Source organism: Arthrobacter sp. U41 (assembly GCF_007679325.1).
Classification (GTDB): domain Bacteria; phylum Actinomycetota; class Actinomycetes; order Actinomycetales; family Micrococcaceae; genus Arthrobacter.
The window spans coordinates 16,456-40,622 of the sequence record NZ_VEGI01000006.1; the positions used below are offsets into that span (position 1 = coordinate 16,456).

A 24,167-nucleotide genomic window follows, 5' to 3' on the forward strand; every position below is an offset into this window, starting at 1 on the left:
AAGGCACGGATTATGGGGGATCTGGCAATAGATTTCTGCGGCGAGTGGCATGAGCCCTCGGACGAGGACATCTTCAGCATCGGCCGCGAAGGCGACCTGGAGGTGGATGACAACCCGTACCTGCACCGGCAGTTCCTGCAGATCGCCCGCTACGACGGCATCTGGTGGCTCAGCAACGTCGGCAGTATGCTCTCCGCGACCATCGCCGACGCTTCCGGCGGCATGCAGGCGTGGCTCGCGCCCGGGGCGCGGATCCCGCTGGTCTTCAGCCACACCAACGTCATCTTCACCGCCGGCCCCACCACCTACGAGTTCGCCGTGCACCTCCGGACCCCCGCGTTCCGGCAGGAATCCCGCGACGAGGACAGCGGCGGCGACACCACGATCGGCCCGGTGGTTTTCACCGACTCGCAGAAGGCCCTGATCGTGGCCCTCGCCGAACCCATGCTGCGCCGCGAAGGGACCGGCTTCAGCGCCATCCCGTCCTCGGCCGAGGCCGCCCGGACCCTGGGCTGGGCCCTGACCCGGTTCAACCGAAAACTGGACAACGTGTGCGACAAGCTCGACAGGGTGGGAGTCGCCGGGTTGCGCGGCGGTGGCGGAAAACTCGCCACCAACCGGCGCGCGCGGCTTGTGGAACACGCCGTCACCTCGCACCTGGTGACGCCGGCGGACCTGTATCTGCTCGAGGAGCAGGGTTCCGGCACGAACAGCACCGGCAAGAAGGGTGCAGACGAAGCATGAGAATCCGACTGACGCTGCGGCGCGACCCGGCCGAGGCCAAAGACCTCGCCGTCACCGTGGACGGGCTCGCCACCGTGGCGGACATCGCCACCCAGCTCTGGGCCGCCGACCCGGCGCGGCGGGGGACCCCGCCGCCGTCGAACCTGTCCCTGCGCATCGAGGAGGCCTTCGCCGCCGGCGGCATGAAGGGCAGCGTCCTGGACCGCCAGGACAACCTGCTCGAATCCGGGCTGCGGCCGGGCTCGATTGTTTCGCTGACCCGGCTGAGTGAGCAGTTCGCGACCCCCGGTGCGAACCGGGGGCCGGCGGCGGCGACGCTGCGCGTACTGTCCGGGCCCGACGTCGGACGCGAATTCCCGCTGCCGTCGGGCACCAGCTACATCGGCCGGGACCGCGACGTCGACATCAGGCTCACGGACCCGCTCACCTCCAAGCGGCACGCCCGCATCACGGTGGGCGAGACGATCGAAATCGTGGACACGAATTCGGCCAACGGCCTGCTGATGGACGGGCTGCCGGTCACCCGCGCCACGCTGAACTCCTCGGACACCGTGGCCCTGGGCGACACCACCGTGTCCGTGGTGTCGCTGGGCACCGGGCACAGTTCGGCCCCGAGCTCCCCGCTGATCGACTTCAACCGCTCGCCGCGGGTGGTGCCGCGCTTCGAACCGCAGAAACGGATGCTCCCGGCCGGACCCAAACGCCAGGAGCACCACGCCTTCCCGTACATCATGCTGATGGCGCCGCTGATGATGGGCGCCATCCTGTTCGCCGTCACGCAGAACGTGCTCTCGGTCGTGTTTATGCTGATGATGCCGCTGTTCATCGTGGGCCATCACGTGGACCAGAAGCTGCAGGCAAAGCGGGAACGGAAGGAACAGCTCAAACAGTTCCGCGAGTCCATGGCCGTGTTCCGCACGGACATCACCCGGCTGCAGAACGTGGAGCGATCCGTCCGGCTGCAGGAAGCACCCTCGGTCAGCGACACGGTGGACTCGATCTACAAGCTCGGCCCGCTGCTCTGGACCCACCGGCCCGAGCACACCGGCTTCCTCGGCCTGCGCTTCGGCCTGGGCACCGCGCCCTCGCGGATCCAGTTCGAAGAGCCCAACAGCAACGACACCGAAGCCGAATACATGGCCGAAATCCAGGAGTGCATGGCGCAGTTCCGGGACATCGAAGGCGTGCCGATCGTCTCGCAGCTGCGCTCCGCCGGCTCCTTCGGCCTGGCGGGCTCCCGCGGACTCGTCGACGACGTGGCCCGCGGCATGGTCCTGCAGCTCGTCGGGCTGCACTCGCCCGCCGAAGTGGTCCTGGCCGCCATCACCTCGGCGCAGTCGAAGGAACGCTGGGAATGGCTGCAGTGGCTCCCGCACGTCGGCTCCGGCCACAGCCCGCTCAGCGGCGACCACCTCGCCGCCGGGCCCGCGGGCGGCTCAGCCCTTCTCTCCCGCCTGGAAGACCTGATCGACCAGCGCGAGGCCGCGTCACAGACTCCGCGCCCGGCCTTGCGGCCCGGCGTCGACCCGCTCAGCACGGACCTGGCGGAACCGCTGCTGCCCACCGTGCTGGTGGTGGTCGAAGACGACGCCCCGGTGGACCGCGGCCGGCTCACCAGGGTCCTCGAGCGGGGCCCCGACTCCGGCGTGCACGTGATGTGGGTGGCGTCCTCGGTGCAGCAGCTTCCGGCCGCGTGCCGGGACTTCATGGCGGTCGACGGCGACCATGGCACCACCACCGGCCAGGTCCGGCTCGGCCGGCACACCTTCCCGGTGAGCTGCGAAAGCCTCGACGCCGGGCTCGCCGCCCAGCTGGCCCGGATGCTCACGCCGGTGGTGGACGTCGGCAAGCCGCTGGAGGACGACTCCGACCTGCCGCGGGCCGTCTCCTACGCGGCCCTGATCGGCAAGGACTTCCTGGACAACCCGGCGGCCGTGGCCGAACGCTGGACCGAAAACAACTCGGTCCGGGCCTCCGCCGTGCCCAACCGGAAGGACAACGGCACCCTCCGGGCCCTGGTGGGCTCCAAGGGCATCGAACCGCTCTACCTCGACCTCAAGAACGAGGGCCCGCACGCCCTCGTGGGCGGCACCACCGGCGCCGGCAAGTCCGAGTTCCTGCAGTCCTGGGTGATGGGCATGGCCGCCGCCTACAGCCCGGACCGGGTGAGCTTCCTGTTCGTGGACTACAAGGGCGGCGCCGCGTTCGCGGACTGCCTGCACCTGCCGCACACCGTGGGCCTGGTCACCGACCTGTCCCCGCACCTGGTCCGCCGCGCCCTGACCTCGCTGCGGGCCGAGCTGCACCACCGGGAACGGCTGCTGAACCGGAAAAAGGCCAAGGACCTGCTGGAACTCCAGCGGGAAGCGGACCCGGACGCGCCGCCCTACCTGATCATCATCGTGGACGAGTTCGCGGCCCTCGCCACCGAAGTGCCGGAGTTCGTCGACGGCGTGGTGGACGTCGCCGCCCGCGGCCGGTCCCTGGGCCTGCACCTGATCCTGGCCACCCAGCGCCCGGCCGGCGTGATCAAGGAAAGCCTGCGCGCCAACACCAACCTGCGGGTGGCGCTGCGGATGGCCGACGAGGACGACGCGATCGACATCCTGGGCGTGCCCACGGCGGCGTACTTCGACCCCTCCATTCCCGGCCGCGGCGCCGCCAAGACCGGCCCCGGCCGGATCCAGGGATTCCAGACCGGATACGCCGGCGGCTGGACCACCGAGAAGCCGCAGCGCCCGCAGATCGAAATCGTCGAGATGGCCTTCGGGTCCGGGCCGGCCTGGGCCGCCCCGGCCCCCGAGAGCCCCGTCAAAGAAGAGGCCGCCGGTCCCAACGACATCGCCCGGATGACCGCCAACATCATCCGGGCCGCCGACGTGCTCTCCATCGAGCCGCCGCGCAAACCCTGGCTGGACGAACTCGCCACGACCTACGACTTCTCCAAGCTGCCAAACCCCCGCACCGACGAGCGGCTGCTCCTGGGCGTGGCGGACGACCCCGCGCACCAGGACCAGCCCACCGTGTTCTACGAGCCGGACCAGGACGGCAACATGGCCATCTACGGCACCGGCGGCTCGGGCAAGTCCGCCGCCCTGCGCGGCATCGCGATCGCCGCCGCGGTCACCCCGCGCGGCGGGCCGGTCAACGTCTACGGCATCGACTGCGGCTCCTCGGGACTGAAGATGCTCGATGAGCTGCCGCACGTCGGGGAAATCATCAACGGCGACGACGTCGAACGCGTCGGCCGGCTGCTGCGCTGGCTCCGGGACCTCGCCGATGACCGCGCGGCCCGCTATTCGGAAGTCCGCGCGTCCACCATCGTGGAGTACCGCAAGCTCGCGGACCGGCCGGACGAGAAGCGGATTTTCGTGCTGGTGGACGGCATGTCCTCCTTCCGGGAGGCCTACGAATACAGCAAGCTCTCGGCGCTGTGGGACATCTTCCTGCAGCTCGCCACCGACGGCCGTCCGCTGGGCATCCACCTTGTGGTCAGCGGGGACCGGCCCAACTCGGTGCCGGCGTCGCTGCTGGCCTCGATCCAGCGCCGGCTGGTGCTGCGCCTGTCCTCGGAGGACGACTACCTGTCCATGGATGTGCCCAAGGATGTCCTGGGCCAGGCCTCGCCTCCGGGCCGCGGCCTGCTGGGCAACCTCGAAGTGCAGCTCGCGGTGCTTGGCGGCAACTCAAACCTGGCCGTGCAGGCCCGTGAGGTGCACAAGCTCAGCGAGGCCATGGTGCGCCAGGGCGTGGAGCGCGCCCCGCAGATCGAACGACTGCCGGACCAGGTGGACCTTGAGATCCTGCCCGCCGGAAGCCCGGACCTGCCGGTGATCGGCGTCGACGACGAGACGCTCCAGCCGGCCGAGATCCTGGCCAAGGGACCGCTGCTGCTGGCCGGCCCGCCCGGCTCCGGCCGCACCGTGGCCCTTGTGACCCTGGCCTACGCGCTGCGCCGCTCCAACCCCGGCGTCGAACTGATCTACGTCGGCTCCCGCCGATCCGCGGCGGCGGCCCTGAAGCTCTGGGACCGCTCCGTGGTGGGCGCCGACGACGTCGAGGAAGCCATCGACGAGCTGGTGGACTACTCCACCGGCACCCCGGGCAAGCTGGCCATTTTCATCGAGGGGCTGACCGACTTCACCGACACGGGAGCGGAGTCCGGGATCGAACGGCTGGTCACGGCGTCGATCAAGGCCGAACAGTGGGTGGTGGGCGAAGCCGAGACCTCCACTTGGTCCTCGGCCTGGTCGCTGGCTCAGCCGTTCAAGTCCGGCCGCCGCGGCCTGCTGCTCAACCCGGGCGACATCGACGGCGACAGCCTGCTCAGCACCTCGCTGGGCCGGATCAGCACGGACTTCATCCCGGGCCGCGGCTACATCGTGGGCCGCGGCAAGGTCCGCAAACTCCAGGTGGCGCTGCCGCCCGAGAATCGGAACTAGACCCGTTGCCTATCAGTTGTGGTTGCTAATGTCTGTGTATGGCCGACGCGACGAATCGGGTAGCCGAGACCCGTGGCGGTATCCAGGACAGCGGCACTGTCGTGGACACCGCGTTTTTCGCCTTCAGCGGGATGGCCGCCATCTGGCTGGCCACACTCCTCTTCGAGGAGAGCCTGCACTGGGACCGCCTCTGGTTCTCCGTCATCTTCTGGGCTGCCCTGGCGTATCTGGTCCTGCCACGGCTGCACCGGATCCTGACCCGTATCTACCTGCCCGACTACTTCATCGGCCGGGCCCGCACCAGCGACGGGCTGCTCGGAGACCCCGTCAACGTGGCGCTGCTCGGCTCGGAGGAGCAACTCCATTCGGCCATGCACCAGGCCGGCTGGACTTTGGCGGACGACGTCGATCTGGCGAGCAGCCGACGGATCGTCACCGCGACGCTGACACGGCGCAGCTACGACGAGGCCCCGGTCAGCCCGCTGTTCCTTTTCGGCCGGCAGCAGGATTTCGCGTACCAGCAGGAAGTCGACGGGAACCCGGGGAAGCGCCACCACATCCGCTTTTGGCGCTGCCCGCCGGGGTGGGTCCTGCCCGGCGGGGTCAAGGTCGATTGGCTTGCCGCCGGCACCTATGACCGTTCGGTAGGGCTGTCGCTGTTCACGCTGCAGATCACGCACAAAATCGAGGAGAATACCGACACGGAACGCGACTACGTGCTGGCTTCCCTGCAACAGGGTGTAACCGGCGTGGAGGTCCGCCTGATCCGGGACTTTTCAACCGGATACCACGCCCGCAACGGCGGCGGGGACAGCATATCGACGGACGGAGACCTGCCCGTCGTCGATCTCACGAGGCTCAGGCCACAGCCCGGAACGGTCGTGCCGGTGGCGACGGACCGCCGGCACCGCCGGCCGGCACCGACACTGTTTGGCGGCGTCCTCGTTGTCCTCCGAGGCGTGGCGGCGCTCGCGCTCGCCGCCGGCCTGATTGCCGGGAGTCCTGCCGTGGTGGCCGAGATCGACGCCGACGCCCTCTTACCGCCTGTCGCTGTGGTCCTCGCCGTCTTCGGGGTCACGGAGATCTTGCTGGCCTGGTTCATTCTTCGCGGCGGTAACCGGTCCCGGCTGGGGGCCATGGCCCTGAGTTCTGCCGCCATCGTGACCCAATGGGTTGCTGTCCTCAACGGCGGCCCGGGAGTCACTTTTGCGACCAACCTGGTGGGACTCTCGCTGGACATCCTTCTGATTATCGCCCTGTCGAGCCAGCGGTCCCGCGACTTTGCGCGCCAGAGCGGCCGGCACCTGGCCACGCTGGCGAAGGCCCCCCGCGCCGACGTCCCGGGCCCACGTATCTGACCGGACAATGTCGGCGATCTAGGGCAGGATAGGTCTGTGAGCACAGCGAACACTGCAGCAGAAGCCGAAACACCCACTCCCTCCGAGGCCGTGCGCGAAGAGTACGAGGTCCTTGTCGAGGAGGTCCGCAAGCACCGCTTCGCGTACTACCAGGAGGACGCGCCGATCATTTCGGACGCCGAGTTCGACGAACTCTACCGGCGGCTGGAAACGATCGAAGCCATGCATCCGGAGCTGGTGGCCAACGATTCCCCCACCCAGGAGGTGGGCGGGGAAGTGTCCGCCGCCTTTGCCGCCGTCGAACACCTGCAGCGGATGTACAGCCTGGAGGACGTCTTCTCCCTCGAGGAGCTGGAGGCGTGGATCGCCAAGGCCGAAGCCAACATCGCCAAACTCGGCAACGGCACGCCAGCCTGGCTCACCGAACTCAAGATCGACGGCCTCGCCGTTAACCTGCTCTACCGCGACGGCGTGCTGATCCGGGCGGCCACGCGCGGCGACGGCACCACGGGCGAGGACATCACCCACAACGTGCTCACCATCAAGGAAATCCCGCAGCAGCTCAGCGGGGAGGGCTTCCCGGCCGAAATGGAGGTCCGGGGCGAGGTGTTCATCCCGTCCAAGGCCTTCGCCGAATTCAACGAGGCGCTGATCGAGGCCGGCAAGGCGCCGCTGGCCAACCCCCGCAACGCCGCCGCCGGCTCGCTGCGCCAGAAGGACCCGGCGGAAACCGCCAAACGTCCGCTGCGGATGTACGTGCACGGCATCGGTGCCCGCGAGGGGCTGGACACCGCCAGCCAGTCCGACACCTACAGGCGACTCGCGGAGTGGGGGCTGCCCACCAGCCCGTACTTCGAGGTCCTGCCCGGACTCAAAGACGTGCTGGAATTCATCACCCGCTACGGTGACAAGCGGCACAGCCTCACCCACGAGATCGACGGCATTGTGGTCAAAGTTGATGACTTCGCCACCCAGCGCGCCCTCGGCTACACCTCCCGGGTTCCGCGGTGGGCCGTCGCCTACAAATACCCGCCCGAGGAGGTCAACACTAAACTCCTGGACATCGCCGTCAACGTGGGCCGCACCGGCCGGGTCACCCCGTACGGTGTGATGGAACCCGTCAAGGTGGCCGGCTCCACCGTGGAAATGGCCACCCTGCACAACCAGGAAGTCGTCAAGGCCAAGGGCGTCAAGATCGGCGACATCGTGGTGCTCCGCAAGGCCGGGGACGTCATCCCGGAAATCGTCGGACCCGTCCTGGCCCTCCGCGATCAGCAGGACCCGCCGGTCCGCGACTTCGTGATGCCCACCGAATGCCCCGCCTGCGGCACCCCGCTGGCGCCGGCCAAGGAAGGGGACGTGGACATTCGCTGCCCCAACTCCCGCTCCTGCCCGGCGCAGCTGCGCGAACGGGTGTTCCACCTGGCCGGCCGCGGCGCCTTCGATATCGAGGCCCTCGGCTGGGAAGCCGCCATCGCCCTGACCCAGCCCACCGAACCGGAAACGCCGCCGCTCACCACCGAGGCGAACCTGTTCCGGCTGACCCCCGCTGACCTGGCCGAGGTCCGGATCCGGCGGGAAAAGCGGTCCAAGGGTGTGGCCACCGGCGAGTTCGAGCTGGTCCCGTACTTCTACAGCAAGGGCACGGCCAAGACACCGTCCAAGCCCACCGCCACCACCGACAAACTGTTCCGCGAACTGGAGAAAGCCAAAACCCAGCCGCTCTGGCGCGTCCTGGTGGCGCTGTCCATCCGGCACGTCGGCCCGCGGGCCTCCCGGGCGCTCGCGACGGCGTTCGGCAGCATGGACGCCATCCGGGCGGCCTCCGAGGAGGAACTGGCGCACGTCGACGGCGTCGGGCCCGTGATCGCCGCGGCCCTGATCGAATGGTTCGCCGAGGACTGGCACCGCGAAATCGTGGACACGTGGGCTGCCGACGGTGTCCGGATGGAGGACGAACGCGACGAATCCATGCCCCGGACCCTGGAGGGACTGACGATCGTGGTCACCGGCAGCCTGGAGGGCTTCAGCCGGGACGAGGCGAAGGAAGCCATCCTGGTCCGCGGCGGCAAGGCCGCCGGCTCTGTCTCGAAAAACACCAGCTATGTGGTGGCCGGCGAGAACGCGGGCACCAAGCTGGACAAGGCCGAACAGCTCGGTGTGCCCGTCCTGGACGAGGACGGCTTCCGCGCCCTGCTGGCCAACGGTCCGGAGAGCCCGGACGGCTCGGCGAGCCCGGAGAACCCGGACAACGCCACCGCGGAGTCGGAGGACGCCGAAGAGGACCACCAGGAAGTTGTGACCGAATGAGCGCCGACGCCCCCGGCGGGTCTGCCGGCACCCTGCCGGCCGCGCTGCTGGACCTCGCGCTGGCCGCGGCGGCGGCCGGGGCGGCGGTCCTGGCCGGCCGGAACACCGCCCGGCTGGACGTCAGCAACAAGGGCGACTCGGGGGACTGGGTGACCGCCTTCGATCTCGCCGCGGAAACCGCGGTCCGCGCCGTCATCACGGGGGCGCGGCCCGACGACGCCATCACCGGCGAGGAAGGCGGCACCGTCCTGCCCGCGGCGGCCAGCGGCTACCGCTGGTCCATCGACCCGCTGGATGGCACCACCAACTTCATCCGCAACATCGTCTACTACGGCACCTCCGTGGCTGTGGCGGACCCCGACGGCGTCTGGCTGGCCGGCGTCGTTGACGCACCGGCCTTGGGCCGGAGGTACTACGCCCTGCGCGGGCAAGGGGCATGGCTGGAGGAGGGCGGCCGGCGGACTCAGCTCTACGGTCCGGTCGCAGGGCGTACCGGGCAGATCCTGGCCACGGGCTTCAGCTACGACCCCGCCGTCCGGGCGGAACAGGCCGCCGGACTGGGCGGCCTCATGGATGGCTTCGCCGACGTCCGCCGCCTCGGCTCGGCCGCCCTGGACCTCTGCCTCGTCGCGGACGGAACCCACGACGCCTACGGTGAACGGGGCCTCAACGAACACGATTTCGCCGCCGGTGCCCTGATCGCCGAAGAGGCCGGCTGCTGGGTGCGCCGTCCGCGGCTGACCAGCCCGCTCGACGGCGGCCCCTCCGACGACGACCGCCTCGCGGCCTGGACGTGCGCCGGGACACTGGAACTCTCCGGCAAGTTCCCGCTTTAGGTCCGCCTGCAAGGCAGGTAGGTCTGCTGGCGGCACCCCGTTCTGCTGCGGTAGCCCCGTTCTGCTGCGGTAGCCCCGTACTGATAGTTCAGTCACGGAAACGGCCGTTCCGGGTCCGGACGGCCGTGCGCGCCCGTAGCATGGACAGGTGCATCCTCAGATCCTCATCCGACCCGCAGTTCCGGCCGACTACGACGCCATCGCGCGCATCACCCGGGACGCCTATCTGGCCGCGGGCTACTTTGAGAGCGCCGAGCACCCGTATATGCTCCAGATCCAGGACGTGGCCCGCCGGGCCGCGAAGGCCACCATCTGGGTGGCCGAACGCGGGGGCCGCGTCGTCGGCTCCGTGACCCTGGCCGTGGCCGGCGAGCCCTTCGCGGACATCGCCCAGGGCGATGAGTTGGAATTCCGGATGCTCGTGGTGGACCCGGACGTGCAGCGCAGCGGCGCCGGCAAGGCCATGGTCCATGCCATCCTGGACCACGCCCGGTCGCTGCCCGGGATCAACGCCGTCGCACTCACCACCGGCCTGACCTGGGAAAGCGCCCACGGCCTCTACCTCAAGACCGGCTTCCAGCGGGCCCCGGAGCGGGACTGGGTGGTGCCGGACACGGACATCAAACTGCTGGTGTACCGCCAGGAGCTGTAACTCCCGGTTCCTGCCTTCAGCGGCAACAGCAGGGCGGCGACACTCTGTGAACGCCGCCGTCACCGTGTAGGGTTTTGGTCAACCGAAACGCCAATGCTCAGGCCAAAGCACTTCACTCTGGAGGATCCATGGCACCGCACATCCCCGGCTCAATCGACGGCAAACTCCTTGGTCTGTACCTATCGGACCACCTGACCGGCGCCACCGCAGGCGTTTCCCGGATCCAGCGCATGGCCGAGGCTTTCGCCGACACCCCGGTGTCCGCCGAGCTCGCCCGGGTCAGCGCGGAAATCACCAAGGAACGCGAGGTCCTCCTCGGCCTGATCCAGGATCTGGGCGTGCGGCAGCGCCCGCACCGGCAGGCCGCGGCCTGGCTGGCCGAGCACGCCGGGCGCCTCAAGCTCAACGGCCGCGTCGTGCGCCGTTCCCCGATGACCATGGTCCTGGAAGCCGAGCTGATGCGCGCCGCGATCCTGGGAAAGCTCGGCGGCTGGCAGACCCTCGAGGAATTGGCCCCCGACCTGGGGCTCGACCCGGCTAAGTTCGCCGCCCTGGGCGACGACGCCCGGTCCCAGATCGAGGCGCTCAGCCGTGTCCACGAGCACGCCCGCCGCAACGCGTTCCGGCAGAACCGGGACATCGGCAGCTGAGGGTCTAAGCCGTCATTCCGTGCCGTGACCGTCCGGGGGCACCTTGGGCGCAATGTTCGACGTCGGCGCCTTAGTTGACGGCGTGTCCGAGTCGACGTGCCCCCGGTGTGCCGGCAGCCCCGGGTGAGTTGCTGGCTGAGAGGCGAGGGGCCGAGGGGCCGAGGGTTCTAGGGGGCCAAGCGCGGCTGGCGGTCTTATTCTGCGACCGGTTACCTCCGTCCGGGGGCACTTGGGCGCGATGTTCGACGCCGGCGCCTTAGTTGACGGCGTGTCCGCGCCAATGTTCCCCCGGGGTGCCGAAAGCCCAGGCGGCGGGGTGCAGCCATGCAAGAACCCAGCCCACCCCGACACATTTCCACCGGTTTTCGGGCAGCGGCCTCGGCCGCCCTAAAGTGGTGCCGACTCCACGCCATACTGCGAAAGGCACTTCCATGCGCAAAACATTCGGCACCGGTTCCGTCTGGGAACAGAAGGTCGGCTACTCCCGGGCTGTCCAGGTGGACAACACGCTCTACATCTCCGCCACCGCCGCCAGCGGCGAGGACGGCATCGTGGGCGAGGACTTCTACACCCAGACCCGGTTCATCCTGGACAAACTCGGCACCGTCCTGGCCGACGCCGGCTTTGGTTACGCGGACGTTGTGCAGTCCAAGCTGTACCTGACGGACATCAGCCAGTGGGAGGAAGCGGGCCGCGCCCACGGTGAAGTCTTCGGCGAGATCCGCCCCACCCTGGCCCTGGTCCACGTGCTGCCGTTCCTGGACCCCAAGATGCTGGTCGAGATCGAACTCGTCGCCCAGAAAAGCACCGGCTAACCGGTCTGCGCCGCAGCAGGCTCAGCCGCCCGCCGCCGGGGGCAGCCCGTAGCGGTGCTCCGGCCGCCCGGTGGTGCCGTAGCGCAACTGGATGTCGACGGCGCCGTCGTCGGCGAGCGCTGACAGGTACCGCTGGGCGGTGGCCCGGGAAACGCCCACCCGGGTGGCCACCTCGGCCGCCGAATACTGCTCGCCGGGTTCCAGCGACTCCAGCACCGCGGCCTCGGTGGCGGACCGGGGCTTGGCCGATGCAATAACGTCCCCGGGGATCAGCGCGCGCTTGGCCCGCTCCACCGTCTCCTGGGTGACGTTCCCCGGCTGGGCCAGGATTCGCCGGTAGCGCGCATACGAACGCAGCAACTGGGAGAGGGACTCGGCAGTGAACGGTTTCAGCAGATACCCCAGCGCACCGCGGCGGAACGCGAGCCGGAGCGAGGCCGTATCCGAGGCTGCGCTGAGGATCATGGTGTCCACGTCCAGCTGGTGCAGCAGGTCCAGGCCCGACGCGTCCGGCAGGTAGACATCCAGCAGCACCAGGTCCGGGCGCAGGCTGTGGATGGCCTGCAGTGCCTGCGACGCCGAGCCGGCCGGAGGCAGCGCCAGAAACCCGGCCACCGAGTCCACATAGGCCGCATGCAGCTTCGCGACGTGGAAATCATCATCCACAATCAACACCCGGAAGTCCTCAGGCATCGTTGTCCCTTTCGTTGGGCTTCGTTTCAGTGGGCTTCGTCTTATCGGGCGCTGCCTCGTGGGGCACTGCCGCATACGGCGCCGTGGTCTCCGGCAAAGTCGCCATGAACACCGCGCCGGGGCCGCCGGGGGAGCCCGGGTCCAGGACCCGTACGTCCCCGCCGCGGCGGCGCGCCAGCTGCCGGGCCAGCGCCAGGCCCAGGCCGTGGCCTGCCCCCGTCCGGACCGGGCGTTCCGAGGTGGTGAATCCCTCCGTGAACACCGCTTCGGCGTCGCCGCCCGCCGCTGCGGCCGGCAGTCCGTCACCGGAATCCCCGACGACGATATGGAGGGTCCCGCCGTCGGCCCCGGTGCCGGGACCGTCGAGGACCTCCACCTCGACCCAGCGGTCCGGCGCCGAGCCCCCGACGGCGGCGTTCACGGCGTTGTCTATCAGGTTGCCCAGGACCGTAGTGACCTCCTGCGGCTCGGTGACCTGGCCGCGGACCAGGGTTTCCGGGCCGAGCCTCAGGGCCACGCCGCGTTCGTCCGCTTCCACCCCCTTGGCGCCGAGGAACGCCTGGAGGTACGGGTCCTGGAGCAGCTCGGCCTGGTCCACCGGGAACTTCAGCGGCCCGGTGGCTGCCAGCCGGGCCAGGTAGTCGCGGGCCTGCTGGTGCTCGCCGATGCTCATGAACCCCGCGATGGTGTGGAGCTGGTTGGCGAACTCGTGCCGCTGGGCCCGGAGTGCGCTGGACATGGTCCCTACGGCGTCGAGCTGGCGGGTCAGCTGCTGGAGTTCGGTCCGGTCCCGCAGCATGACCACCCAGCCCAGGTCCTCGCGGCCGTGCAGGGCCTTGCGGGCGCTCGCCACCAGCACGCGGCCGCCGGCCACAAGCTCCACCGCGTCGCCCTCCGCGGCGTCGGCGTTGGTCAGGGCGATCAGCTGAGCCGGCACCGGGGCACCGGCCCACGGCGTCCCGGTGAGGTCGGGCTGGCCCAGCAGGCGCCTGGCGGCGGCGTTGAACACACTGATCCTGCCGTCGGCGGCGATGCCGATCACGCCGTCGTCGACACCCTGCAGGACCGCCACCTGATCGTGGACCAGGGTGCTGATTTCCTCCGGCTCCAGGCCCAGCGTCAGCCGCTGCAACCTGCTCCGGAGCAGGAAGGAGGCGAAAACGCCCACCATCAGGGCGCCTGCGGCGGTCAGGGCGATCGGGACAACGTCCCGGGCCAGGCTCTGGCCGATGGTTTCGGTGGAGTAGCCCACGCTGACCTCTCCCACGACGGTGCCCGAGTCCGGGGCGAACACCGGAACCTTGGCCCCGGCGGAGGGGCCGAGAGTTCCGGTGTTCCGGGTGGTGACCTCGTTGCCGGCCAGGGCCTCGGACGGGTCCGTGCTAACGCGTTCGCCGAGCCGCTCGGCTTCGGGGTGGGCCAGGCGCAGGCCGGTCTCGTCGGTGATGACCACGAACAGTGCGCCGGTGCGGGTGCGGGCGCCCTCGGCAGCGGCCATTAGCGGCCCGGCCAGCAGCTCGGCGGCCGGGGGAGTGCCGGGCAATGCGCTGATCTGCTGCACTTCCGCCCGTACCTCGGGGTCCGATGCCACGGTCCGGGCCAGCGTCAGGGCCTGGTTCTCCGCCTCGCGGCCCAGCCGCTCGTAGGTGAGCCAGACGTGGACGGCGCTGGTCAGGAGCACCACCAGCGCCACGACCCCCAGCTGGAGCAGCAGGGTCTGGGTGGAAAAACGCAGCGGAGTACGGCCGGTCAGGCGGGCTACGCGGGGCACGGCGGTCCTCCTTCAGGTGTGAGCACAATGCGCAAAATGCGTCCAACAAGCAGTATGCCAATCAAATGAGGCAAAGGCCCAGCCGTGACGGACGCCACTCTAACGTCTGTAGTACGCATCACACCGGGGTGGTGCGATTCAATGAAGAAGGAGCCGGCCGTGCTGGTATTACTAGGATTCGCCATGATCGCGGTATTCATGGTGCTGATCATGACCAAGAAGCTGACGCCCGTGCTGGCGCTCATCATCGTCCCCACCGTTTTCGGACTTTTTGCCGGCGCCGGGCTGGGCATCGGCGACATGGTGCTCGAGTCGATGAAGTCCATGACGTCCACGGCGGCGCTGCTGATGTTCGCCATCATCTACTTCGGCCTGATGATCGACGTCGGCCTCTTCGACCCGCTTGTCCGGTTCATCCTGCGCAAGCTCGGCAACGACCCCGCCAAGGTGGTCCTCGGCACGGCCATCCTCGCCGCGGCAGTCTCGCTCGACGGTGACGGCTCCACCACCTTCATCCTCACCACCGCGGCCATGCTCCCGGTCTACCTCCGCCTGAAGATGAGCCCCGTGGTCCTGACCTGCGTCGCCGGCCTGGCCAACGGCACCATGAACATCCTGCCCTGGGGCGGCCCCACTGCCCGCGCCGCCTCCGCGCTCAACCTCAGCGTCTCCGACGTCTTCGTCCCCATGATCCCCTCGCTGATCGCCGGCCTGGTTGTTGTATTCGTTTTTGCCTGGCTGCTGGGCCTGCAGGAGCGCAACCGCCTCCGCGCCACCGCTCCGGAGATCTGGACCTCCGCCGACATGATCGACGGCGGGACGCCCGACGGCGGCAGCGGCACCGGCCGCTTCGGTTTCGGCAGCAAGGGCTCTGCACCGGCCGGCGGAGTCCCCGCCGTCGGACGCCCCGCAGCCGGAGGTTCCTCAGTCGCCGTGCTGGAGCGCACCGAGGACCTCGTCGACGAGCGCGATACCGCCATGGCGGACACCGCCCTGGATCCCAACCGTCCCACCCTGCGGCCCAAGCTGCTGTGGTTCAACCTGGGCCTGACCGTGGCCATCATGGCCCTGCTCGTGGCCGACCTCGTGCCGCTGCCCTTCGTCTTTATGGTGGGCTCCGCCATCGCGCTGCTGGTGAACTTCCCCAAGGTCAAGGACCAGGGCGCCCAGCTGATCGCCCACGCACCGTCGATCGTCGCCGTTGTCAGCATGGTCATGGCCGCCGCGGTGCTCACCGGCGTCCTGAACGGCACCGGCATGGTCGAGGCCATGTCCCAGTGGCTCGTAGCAATCATTCCGTCCGACATGGGCCCGTTCATGGCCGTCATCACCGGCGTGCTGAGCATCCCGATGACGTTCTTCATGAGCAACGACGCCTTCTACTTCGGTGTGCTGCCCGTCCTCAGCGAGACCGCCGGCCACTACGGCATCAGCGCGGCGGACATGGCCCGGGCGTCCATCACCGGCCAGCCCTTCCACCTGCAGAGCCCCCTGGTCCCGGCCATCCTCCTCCTGGTCTCCCTCGCCAAGGTGGACCTAGGCGACCACCACAAAAAGGTCCTCTGGCGCACCGCCGTCGTCTCCCTGGTCATGCTCGGAGTAGGAGTAGCCACAGGAGCCATCGGAATCGGCTAACCAACCAACGAGCACCACAAGAACAAACAACGAGACTGTCGGGTCCGGAGATTTTCCGGACCCGACAGTCTCGTTTTGTTTGATTCCGCATTGCGGAAGGCGAGAGAAGCACATCGGTGGCAGGACGGGCATCCGGAAGCGTGCGTCTAAGCGAGGCACGAGCGAGCACGCGGAGGATCGTCCGGTCTGCCGCCGTAAGGCGGGAGGCGCCGCTAACGAGTGCGGAACAGCAGACCAAGACACGTAGACTGGGACGGAAAATAATCCGAACTTGCAGGGGAGATCCATGGCTGCGATCAACCGCGACGACGTCGCGCATCTCGCGCGTCTCGCGCACATCGAGATGAGTGCTGAAGAGCTGGACCGGATGGCCGGCGAACTCGCCGTCATCGTCGATTCAGTGAAGTCCGTCAGTGAAGCCGCCGGTGACGACGTCCCGGCCACGTCCCACCCGATTCCGCTGACGAATGTCTTCCGCGAGGACGTTGTGGGCCACACTTTCACGGCCGAACAGGCACTCTCCGGCGCCCCTGATGCGTACGAAGGCCGCTTCAAGGTCCCGGCAATCCTGGATGAGGGCTAAGAACATGACTGAGAACAACGAACTGATCCGCTCCTCCGCCGCCGCGCTCGCCGGCAAGCTGGCCGCCCGCGAAGTCACCGCCGTCGAGGTCACCCAGGCGCACCTGGACCGCATCGCCGCCGTCGACGGCAAGGTCAACGCCTTCCTGCACGTCAACACCGAAGAGGCGCTTGCCGTCGCCGCCGAGGTGGACGCGATCCGTGCCGCCGGCGGCGCCGCTGCCGAAGAACTGCATGCCCTCGCCGGTGTGCCGATCGCCGTCAAGGACCTGATCGTCACCGTCGGCCAGCCCACCACGGCCGGCTCCAAGATCCTCGAAGGCTGGCACAGCCCTTACGACGCCACCGTGGTCCAGCGCCTCCGCGCCGCCAAGATGCCGATCCTGGGCAAGACCAACCTCGACGAATTCGCGATGGGCTCCTCCACCGAGCACTCCGCCTACGGCCCCACCCACAACCCCTGGGACCTGGACCGCATCCCCGGCGGCTCCGGCGGCGGGTCCGCTGCCGCCGTCGCCGCTTTCGAAGCTCCGCTGGCCCTCGGCACCGACACCGGCGGCTCGATCCGCCAGCCCGGCGCCGTCACCGGCACCGTCGGCGTGAAGCCCACCTACGGCGGCGTGTCCCGCTACGGCGCGATCGCCATGGCCTCCTCGCTGGACCAGATCGGCCCGGTCTCCCGCACCGTGCTGGACTCCGCGCTGCTGCACCAGGTCATCGGCGGGCACGATCCGCATGACTCCACGTCGCTGCCGGACCCGCTGGAGGACCTCGTCGCTGCCGCGTCGATCGGCAACGTGCGCGGCATGAAGATCGGCATCATCAAGGAACTCCACGGCGAGGGCTACCAGGCCGGCGTCGAGAACCGCTTCAACGAGTCCCTCGAGCTGCTCAAGGAAGCCGGCGCGGAAATCGTCGAGGTCTCCTGCCCCAACTTCAAGTACGCCCTGGGCGCCTACTACCTGATCATGCCCTCCGAGGCATCCTCCAACCTGGCCAAGTTCGACGGCGTCCGGTTCGGCCTGCGGGTCCTGCCCGAAGACGGCCCGATGACGATTGAACGCGTCATGGGCGCCACCCGCGCCGCCGGGTTCGGCGACGAAGTCAAGCGCCGCATCATCCTGGGCACCTACGCCCTGAGCGCCGGCTACTACGACGCCTACTACGGTTCGGCCCAGAAGGTCCGCACCCTGATCCAGCGCGACTTCGACGCCGCGTTCGCCAAGGCCGATGTGCTGATTTCCCCGACCGCGCCCACCACGGCGTTCAAGCTCGGCGAGAAGCTCAACGACCCGCTGGCCATGTACCTCAACGACGTCGCCACCATCCCCGCCAACATGGCCGGCGTCCCGGGGCTCTCCCTGCCCGGCGGCCTGGCTGACGAGGACGGACTGCCGGTGGGCGTACAGCTGCTGGCCCCGGCCCGCCAGGACGCCCGGCTGTACCGCGTCGGCGCCGTGCTGGAATCCCTGCTCGAGGCGCAGTGGGGCGGCCCGCTGCTGGATAAGGCTCCGTCCCTGACCGCGGCCCCCTCACTTAACGATTCTTCTTCGGCTGATTCTTCTTCGGCTGGCGCCGCCCTGAGCCACGGAGGTTCCCACTAATGTCTGACGCAACCCTCAGCTTCGAAGAGGCGATGGAGAAGTACGATCCCGTCCTGGGCTTCGAGGTCCACGTGGAGCTCAACACCAAGACCAAGATGTTCTCCTCCGCGCCGAACGTCTTCGGCGACGAGCCCAACACCAACGTCAACGAGGTGGACCTCGGCATGCCCGGCGTGCTGCCGGTGGTGAACCGCACCGCGATCGAGTCCTCGATCAAGATCGGCCTGGCGCTCAACTGCAAGATCGCCGAGACCTGCCGCTTCGCCCGGAAGAACTACTTCTACCCGGACACCCCGAAGAACTTCCAGACCTCGCAGTACGACGAGCCCATCGCGTACGACGGGTACCTGGACATCGAGCTCTCCGACGGCACCGTGTTCCGCGTCGAGATCGAACGCGCCCACATGGAGGAGGACGCCGGCAAGCTCACCCACATGGGCGGCGCCGCCGGCCGCATCCAGGGCGCGGACTACTCGCTGGTGGACTACAACCGTTCCGGCGTGCCGCTGGTGGAGATCGTCACCAAGCCGATCGAGGGCGCCGGCAGCCGCGCGCCCGAGCTCGCCAAGGCGTACGTGGCCGCGGTCCGCGAGATCGTCAAGAACCTCGGCGTCTCGGACGCCAGGATGGAACGCGGCAACGTCCGCTGCGACGCCAACGTCTCGCTCCGCCCGCACGGCCGCGAACGCTTCGGCATCCGCTCCGAGACGAAGAACGTCAACTCGCTGCGCGCCGTCGAACACGCCGTCCACTACGAGATCCGGCGGCACGCCGCCGTTCTGGAATCCGGTGAGCCGGTGGTCCAGGAAACCCGCCACTGGCACGAGGACACCCGGTCCACGACGTCGGGCCGGCCCAAGTCCGACGCCGATGACTACCGCTACTTCCCGGAACCGGACCTGGTGCCGATCGTCGCCTCCCGCGAGTGGGTCGAGGAACTCCGGGCCACGCTGCCCGAGCCTCCGGCCGCCCGCCGCAAGCGCCTGCAGGCCGACTGGGGCTACTCCGACCTGGAGTTCCGCGACGTCGTCAATGCCGGCGTCATGGACGAGATCGAGGAAACCATCGCCGCCGGCGCCACCGCCACGGTGGCCCGCAAATGGTGGATGGGCGAGATCGTGGGGCGTGCCAAGAACGCCGACGTCGATCCCGGCCAGCTGGGCGTCGCACCGGCCACCATCGTGGAACTGAACAAGATGGTCGAAGACGGCAAGATCAACAACAAGATGGCCACCGAGGTCCTCGACGGAGTGCTCGCCGGCGAAGGCACCCCGGCGGAAATCGTGGAGAAGCGCGGCCTGGCCGTGGTTTCCGACGACGGGCCCCTGCTCGAAGCCATCGACGCTGCCCTCGCCGCGCAGCCCGGCGTCGCGGACAAGATCCGCGGCGGCAAGATCCAGGCCATCGGCGCGATCGTCGGCGGCGTCATGAAGGCCACCCGCGGACAGGCCGACGCCGGCCGTGTGCGCGAGCTGATCCTGGAACGCCTCGGCGTCGAAGGCTAGGTTCTAGCCGCCCACCAAATCGGTCATGATGGTCTGCAGTGCTTCGCAGACCATCATGACCGATGTGCGTTTAAGGTTCTCCGGCCGGGCCAGAACGTCGATCCGGCGCCGGGTGCTGATGCCTTCGAGTGGCCGCAGCACAATGTCCGGGTTCAGCACCGGCCGCGCCGTGTACCGGGGCAGCAGCCCGATCACGTTCCCGGTGGCCACCAGCGCGGCCACGGTGGAGTAGTCGTTGATCCGGTGCACGATGTTCAGTTCCCGGCTGGACACGGCCGCGACGGCGGAGAGCACGTCCGCGGGGGAGTAACCGGTGCGGCTGGTCACCCAGGGTTCCCCGACGACGTCGTCCGCCGTCACCGCCCGCTGGCCCGCCAGCCGGTGCCCGGCCGGCAGCGCGACGTCCAGCGGTTCGTGCGCGAGCGGGATCACCGCAACGCGCTCCTGGGGCCAGCGCGGGCTGTGGTCCATCCGGTGCGCCAGCACCAGGTCGTACCGGGCAGTCAGCGCCGGGAAGTCCTGCTGTGCCACATCTTCGTCGGAGAGCAGGATCCGCGGCTGCCCGGGCGCCGCCAGCAGTCGCGCGAGCGGCGCGAACAGCGCCTGGCCCGCGCTGTGGAAGCCGCTCAGCGTTACCGGCGCCACGGGAGAGCCGTGATACGCGCCGATGGCCGTCCGGGCGTCCGCCATGGCGCTCACGACGGCGGCCCCGGCGTCCGCGAGCACCTGCCCGGCTTCGGTGAGGACCAGGTTGCGGCCGTCCTTGCGGGTCAACGGGACCTCCACCGATTTCTGCAGCGCGGCCAGCTGCTGCGACACCGCCGAAGGTGTGACCAACAGGGTTTCGGCGACCGCCTTCACACTGCCCAGGGCCCCGAGTTCGCGGAGCATTTCGAGCTGGTGGATTTCCATGCCGACCAGTCTATGCGCAAGGAAAAGCTAAATCGTCGATTGAGAAAAATTCGGTTGTGCTAACGCTTTGCAGCGGCTCTAATGGGGTGAGTTGACCCACACCACCTGTCCAGCGGGCGGGTGCACCCTGAAGTTAGGAAGGCCCATGAAGGCTCTCTACAAGGCCGGCGCCCATGCAGGATTCGAACTCGTCGACCGTCCGGAGCCTGAAACCGGCGCCGGCGACGTCAAGATCCGGGTGATGACCACCGGCATCTGCGGCACCGACCTGCACATCCAGTCCTGGGATGCCTGGGCGCAGGGCATTATCAATGCCCCCCTGATCGCCGGCCACGAGTTCTACGGCGAGGTGGTGGAGATCGGCGAGGACGTCCGGGACGTCAAGGTGGGTGACCGCGTCTCCGGCGAGGGCCACATCGTCTGCGGCATCTGCCGCAACTGCCGCGCCGGCCGCCGGCAGATGTGCATCAACACCGTCAGCGTCGGCGTCCAGCGCGACGGCGCCTTCGCCGAATTCGTCGTGATCCCCGAGACCAACGTCTGGGTCCACACCGACCAGTCCGTGACGCCGGAACTCGGTGCCATCTTCGACCCCTTCGGCAACGCCGTCCACACCGCGCTCAGCTTCCCCCTCGTCGGCGAGGACGTGCTGATCACCGGCGCCGGCCCCATCGGCCTGATGGCAATCGCCGTCGCCCGCCACGCCGGAGCCCGCAAGATCGCCATCACCGACGTCTCCGCCCCGCGGCTGGAACTGGCCCGCAAGCTCGGCGTCGACCTGGCGATCGACGTCTCGCAGATGCGGGTCAAGGACGCCCAGCGCGCACTGGGCATGCGCGAAGGCTTCGACATCGGCATGGAAATGTCGGGACACCCCACGGCCCTGCCTGAGATGATCGACAACATGAACCACGGCGGCCGGATCGCGATGCTGGGACTGCCCAGCCAGTCCATCAACATCGACTGGGGCAAGGTGGTCACGCACATGCTGACCATGAAGGGCATCTACGGCCGCGAAATGTTCGAGACCTGGTACGCCATGAGCGCCATGCTGTCCTCCAACCCGGTCCTGCACGCCAACATCTCCGCCGTCGTGACGGACACCCTTCCTGCCACCGACTGGGAGAAGGGCTTCGAGATCGCCCGCGCCGGCGTGGGCGGCAAAGTGGTCCTCGACTGGACCTGCTTCTAACCTCCACCGTTCCGGACCACCGACCCCACACCCGCTGAGGAGCCCACCGAAATGTATTCAGCCATCAAGGACCAGCTGCAGCACGAACTGGACGAGATCCGCAGCGCCGGCCTGTTCAAGACCGAGCGGCACATCGACTCGCCCCAGGCCAACCACATCAAGGCCGGCCAGATCGGCGAGTCCAGCGCGGACGTGCTGAACTTCTGCGCCAACAACTACCTTGGCCTCGCGGACCACCCGGAGATCATCGCCGCCGCCAAGGCTGCGATGGACGACCGCGGCTTCGGCATGGCCAGCGTGCGCTTCATCTGCGGCACCCAGGACCTGCACCTGGCCCTCGAGGAACGCGTCTCCAAGTTCCTTGGCACCGAGGACACTATCCTGTTCTCCAGCTGCTTCGACGCCAACGGCGGCGTGTTCGAATCGCTCTTCGGCCCGGAGGACGCCGTCATCTCCGACGCGCTCAACCACGCCTCGATCATCGACGGCATCCGGCTCTGCAAAGCCCAGCGCTTCCGCTACGCCAACCAGGACATGGCGGACCTCGAATCCAAGCTGATCGAAGCCACCACACAGGAGAACCCGGCCCGCCGCAAGATCATCGTCACGGACGGCGTCTTCTCGATGGACGGCTTCCTCGCCCCGCTGGAAGCGATCTGCGACCTCGCGGAAAAGTATGACGCCATGGTCATGGTGGACGATTCCCACGCCGTCGGTTTTATGGGCGCCACGGGCGCGGGCACCCCGGAGCACGCCGGCGTCTCGGACCGCGTGGACATCTACACCGGCACCTTTGGCAAGGCCCTCGGCGGCGCGTCCGGCGGCTATGTTTCCGGCCGCCGCGAAGTCGTGGCCATGCTCCGCCAGAAGGCCCGCCCGTACCTGTTCTCCAACTCGCTGGCCCCGGCCATCGTTGCCGCCACGCTCAAGGCCCTGGACCTCGTGGAGAACTCCGGAGAACTGCGCAGCAAGCTCTTCGCCAACGCCGGGCTCTTCCGGAGCCGCATGTCCGAGGAAGGCTTCGAGCTGCTCCCGGGCGAGCACGCCATTGTCCCGGTCATGTTCGGCGACGCCGTCATGGCCGCCAAGGTGGCCGACGCCATGCTGCACCACGGCGTCTTCGTGACGGCGTTCAGCTATCCGGTGGTCCCCAAGGGCGCGGCGCGGATCCGCGTCCAGCTCTCCGCCGCGCACAGTGCCGAAGACGTTGAGGCCTGCGTGCAGGCCTTCGTGCGCAGCCGCGCCGCCGTCGCCGGCTAAGCGGAGCGTCAGCGCTGAGAAGAATCGAGGTTGCGGCGCCACAAACGGCGCCGCAACCGTTCCGTCTGCAAGGATGGACCCATGTCAGCTAATTACGATGTCGTGATTGTCGGCGGCGGGATCGCCGGCCTGTCCCTGGCCTCAGCCCTGGCCGGAAAATGCAGCGTCGCGCTGGTGGAAGCCGAGCAGACGCTGGCGTACCACACCTCGGCGCGTTCGGCCCGGCAATTGATCCCCAGCTACGGCCCTCCCGCGGTCCAGGAACTCACGCTCCGCACCCTCGAATTGATCGCCGCCCAGGACGCAGACCGGCCCGAACCCGTGCTCTCACCGCGCAGTTTTATGCTGATCGGTGACGACGCAGCCGTCCGGGAACAGGCCAGCGGCCACATGCGGCCGATTTCCCACGCCGAGGCGATGGAACTCTGCCCGGCCCTGGTCCCGGATTCCTTCACCGCTGCCGGCCTGGACACCGGCTCCTTCGCCTGCAACGCGCCCCTCCTGCTCGAGGACCACCGCCGGCGGGCCGAAGCCGGCGGCGTGGACATCATCACCGGTGCCCGGGTGCACTCGGCCCAGCGCCTCGGCTCCGGCTGGGAACTCGGCGCCGGGCAGGAAGGCTTCCAGGCCGCCGTCGTGGTCAACGCCGCGGGTGCCTGGGCCGACGAACTCGCCGTGCTCAGCGGCGTCGAGAAGGTCCAGCTGCAGCCGTACCGGCGCACCGCGGCGATCGTGGACGTCGAGCATCCCCTCCCGGAGAGCTGCCCCATGGTGGCGGCCGCCGACGACTCGTTCTACTTCCGGCGCGACGGCGGCCAGGTCCTCATCTCGCCGTCGGAACACGAACCGAGCGGCCCCGAGGACGCGCAGCCGCACCCGGGCGACATCGAGGCGCTGATCGCCCGGCTCAACAGCCTCACCACGCTCGGCATCCGCGGCATCCGCACCGCCTGGACGGGGTTGCGGACGGAAGCGGCAGACGGTGTTCCGGTGGTGGGGTTCGACGCCGAGGCTCGCGGATTCTTCTGGCTCGCGGGCCAGGGCGGCTACGGCTTCCAGACGTCCTCCGGCATCGCCGAACTCGCCGCGGACCTCATCCTCGCAGGCCAGGGCGCCGCTGCCGTTCCAGGCGGGGCCCAGGCGGCCGGTCCGGCATCCCGGACAGCGGAAGCGCTGGCTGCGACGCGCTGGTCCATCCGGCGCTGA

The 24,167-nt window shown here is 68.8% G+C and carries 18 protein-coding genes; 15 read left to right on the forward strand and 3 right to left on the reverse strand.

The annotated features are described in order from the left end of the window. The first annotated feature begins 12 nt into the window (after positions 1-12). The 8 genes from FS787_RS15510 to FS787_RS15545 all read left to right on the forward strand — a co-directional run bounded on the left by FS787_RS15510 (position 13) and on the right by FS787_RS15545 (position 11,807). Entirely contained in the window at positions 13-744 is a 732-nt protein-coding gene (locus FS787_RS15510; protein WP_144673773.1) for a hypothetical protein, read from the forward strand. After that, positions 741-5,186 (forward strand): FtsK/SpoIIIE domain-containing protein, encoded by a 4,446-nt coding sequence (locus tag FS787_RS15515; protein WP_144673775.1) that lies wholly within the window; start codon positions 741-743, stop codon positions 5,184-5,186. The genes FS787_RS15510 and FS787_RS15515 overlap by 4 nt, the downstream gene beginning before the upstream one ends. 38 nt (positions 5,187-5,224) lie before the next feature. After that, on the forward strand, positions 5,225-6,544 hold the full coding sequence (locus FS787_RS15520; RefSeq protein WP_144673777.1) for an LssY C-terminal domain-containing protein: 1,320 nt from the start codon (positions 5,225-5,227) through the stop codon (positions 6,542-6,544). Between the two features lie 36 nt (positions 6,545-6,580). Then, a complete protein-coding gene (gene ligA, locus FS787_RS15525) occupies positions 6,581-8,854 on the forward strand; it encodes an NAD-dependent DNA ligase LigA (protein WP_144673779.1) in 2,274 nt (757 codons plus the stop codon). Beyond that, complete coding sequence (locus FS787_RS15530) at positions 8,851-9,690, forward strand: inositol monophosphatase family protein (protein WP_144673781.1); 840 nt, start codon at positions 8,851-8,853, stop codon at positions 9,688-9,690. The genes ligA and FS787_RS15530 overlap by 4 nt, the downstream gene beginning before the upstream one ends. 148 nt (positions 9,691-9,838) lie before the next feature. Then, a complete protein-coding gene (locus tag FS787_RS15535) occupies positions 9,839-10,342 on the forward strand; it encodes a GNAT family N-acetyltransferase (protein WP_144673783.1) in 504 nt (167 codons plus the stop codon). A 128-nt stretch (positions 10,343-10,470) separates the two neighbouring features. Beyond that, positions 10,471-10,992, forward strand: coding sequence for a hypothetical protein (locus FS787_RS15540; protein WP_144673785.1), 522 nt, complete (start codon positions 10,471-10,473; stop codon positions 10,990-10,992). Positions 10,993-11,423: 431 nt separating this feature from the next. Further along, positions 11,424-11,807, forward strand: coding sequence for a RidA family protein (locus tag FS787_RS15545; RefSeq protein ID WP_144673787.1), 384 nt, complete (start codon positions 11,424-11,426; stop codon positions 11,805-11,807). Between the two features lie 21 nt (positions 11,808-11,828). Here the strand turns inward: FS787_RS15545 and FS787_RS15550 are convergent, their stop codons facing one another. Both FS787_RS15550 and FS787_RS15555 read right to left on the reverse strand, forming a co-directional pair. Further along, on the reverse strand, positions 11,829-12,500 hold the full coding sequence (locus FS787_RS15550) for a response regulator (protein WP_144673789.1): 672 nt from the start codon (positions 12,498-12,500) through the stop codon (positions 11,829-11,831). Next, positions 12,493-14,271 (reverse strand): sensor histidine kinase, encoded by a 1,779-nt coding sequence (locus tag FS787_RS15555; protein WP_260982590.1) that lies wholly within the window; start codon positions 14,269-14,271, stop codon positions 12,493-12,495. The genes FS787_RS15550 and FS787_RS15555 overlap by 8 nt, the downstream gene beginning before the upstream one ends. Positions 14,272-14,412: 141 nt before the next feature. Between FS787_RS15555 and FS787_RS15560 the strand changes: the two genes are divergently transcribed. From FS787_RS15560 to gatB, 4 genes are all read left to right on the forward strand, one after another. Next, positions 14,413-15,906 carry a CitMHS family transporter gene (locus tag FS787_RS15560; RefSeq protein ID WP_395940360.1) on the forward strand — a complete coding sequence of 498 codons (1,494 nt, stop codon included), beginning with the start codon at positions 14,413-14,415 and terminating at the stop codon, positions 15,904-15,906. A 286-nt stretch (positions 15,907-16,192) separates the two neighbouring features. After that, entirely contained in the window at positions 16,193-16,489 is a 297-nt protein-coding gene (gene gatC / locus FS787_RS15565; RefSeq protein WP_056432749.1) for an Asp-tRNA(Asn)/Glu-tRNA(Gln) amidotransferase subunit GatC, read from the forward strand. Between the two features lie 4 nt (positions 16,490-16,493). After that, the gene (gene gatA, locus FS787_RS15570) at positions 16,494-18,092 is read left to right on the forward strand and encodes an Asp-tRNA(Asn)/Glu-tRNA(Gln) amidotransferase subunit GatA (RefSeq protein ID WP_260982591.1); all 1,599 of its coding nucleotides are present in this window, start codon (positions 16,494-16,496) and stop codon (positions 18,090-18,092) included. Beyond that, positions 18,092-19,597, forward strand: a complete 1,506-nt coding sequence (gene gatB / locus FS787_RS15575) for an Asp-tRNA(Asn)/Glu-tRNA(Gln) amidotransferase subunit GatB (protein ID WP_144673791.1) — start codon at positions 18,092-18,094, stop codon at positions 19,595-19,597. Before gatA ends, gatB begins: the two co-directional genes overlap by 1 nt. A 3-nt stretch (positions 19,598-19,600) precedes the next feature. Here the strand turns inward: gatB and FS787_RS15580 are convergent, their stop codons facing one another. After that, entirely contained in the window at positions 19,601-20,509 is a 909-nt protein-coding gene (locus FS787_RS15580; protein ID WP_144673793.1) for a LysR family transcriptional regulator, read from the reverse strand. 145 nt (positions 20,510-20,654) lie between these two features. Between FS787_RS15580 and tdh the strand changes: the two genes are divergently transcribed. From tdh to FS787_RS15595, 3 genes are all read left to right on the forward strand, one after another. Further along, the gene (gene tdh, locus FS787_RS15585; RefSeq protein WP_144673795.1) at positions 20,655-21,701 is read left to right on the forward strand and encodes an L-threonine 3-dehydrogenase; all 1,047 of its coding nucleotides are present in this window, start codon (positions 20,655-20,657) and stop codon (positions 21,699-21,701) included. A 51-nt stretch (positions 21,702-21,752) separates the two neighbouring features. After that, positions 21,753-22,961, forward strand: coding sequence for a glycine C-acetyltransferase (locus FS787_RS15590; protein ID WP_144673797.1), 1,209 nt, complete (start codon positions 21,753-21,755; stop codon positions 22,959-22,961). Between the two features lie 81 nt (positions 22,962-23,042). Then, entirely contained in the window at positions 23,043-24,167 is a 1,125-nt protein-coding gene (locus FS787_RS15595; RefSeq protein ID WP_144673799.1) for an FAD-binding oxidoreductase, read from the forward strand.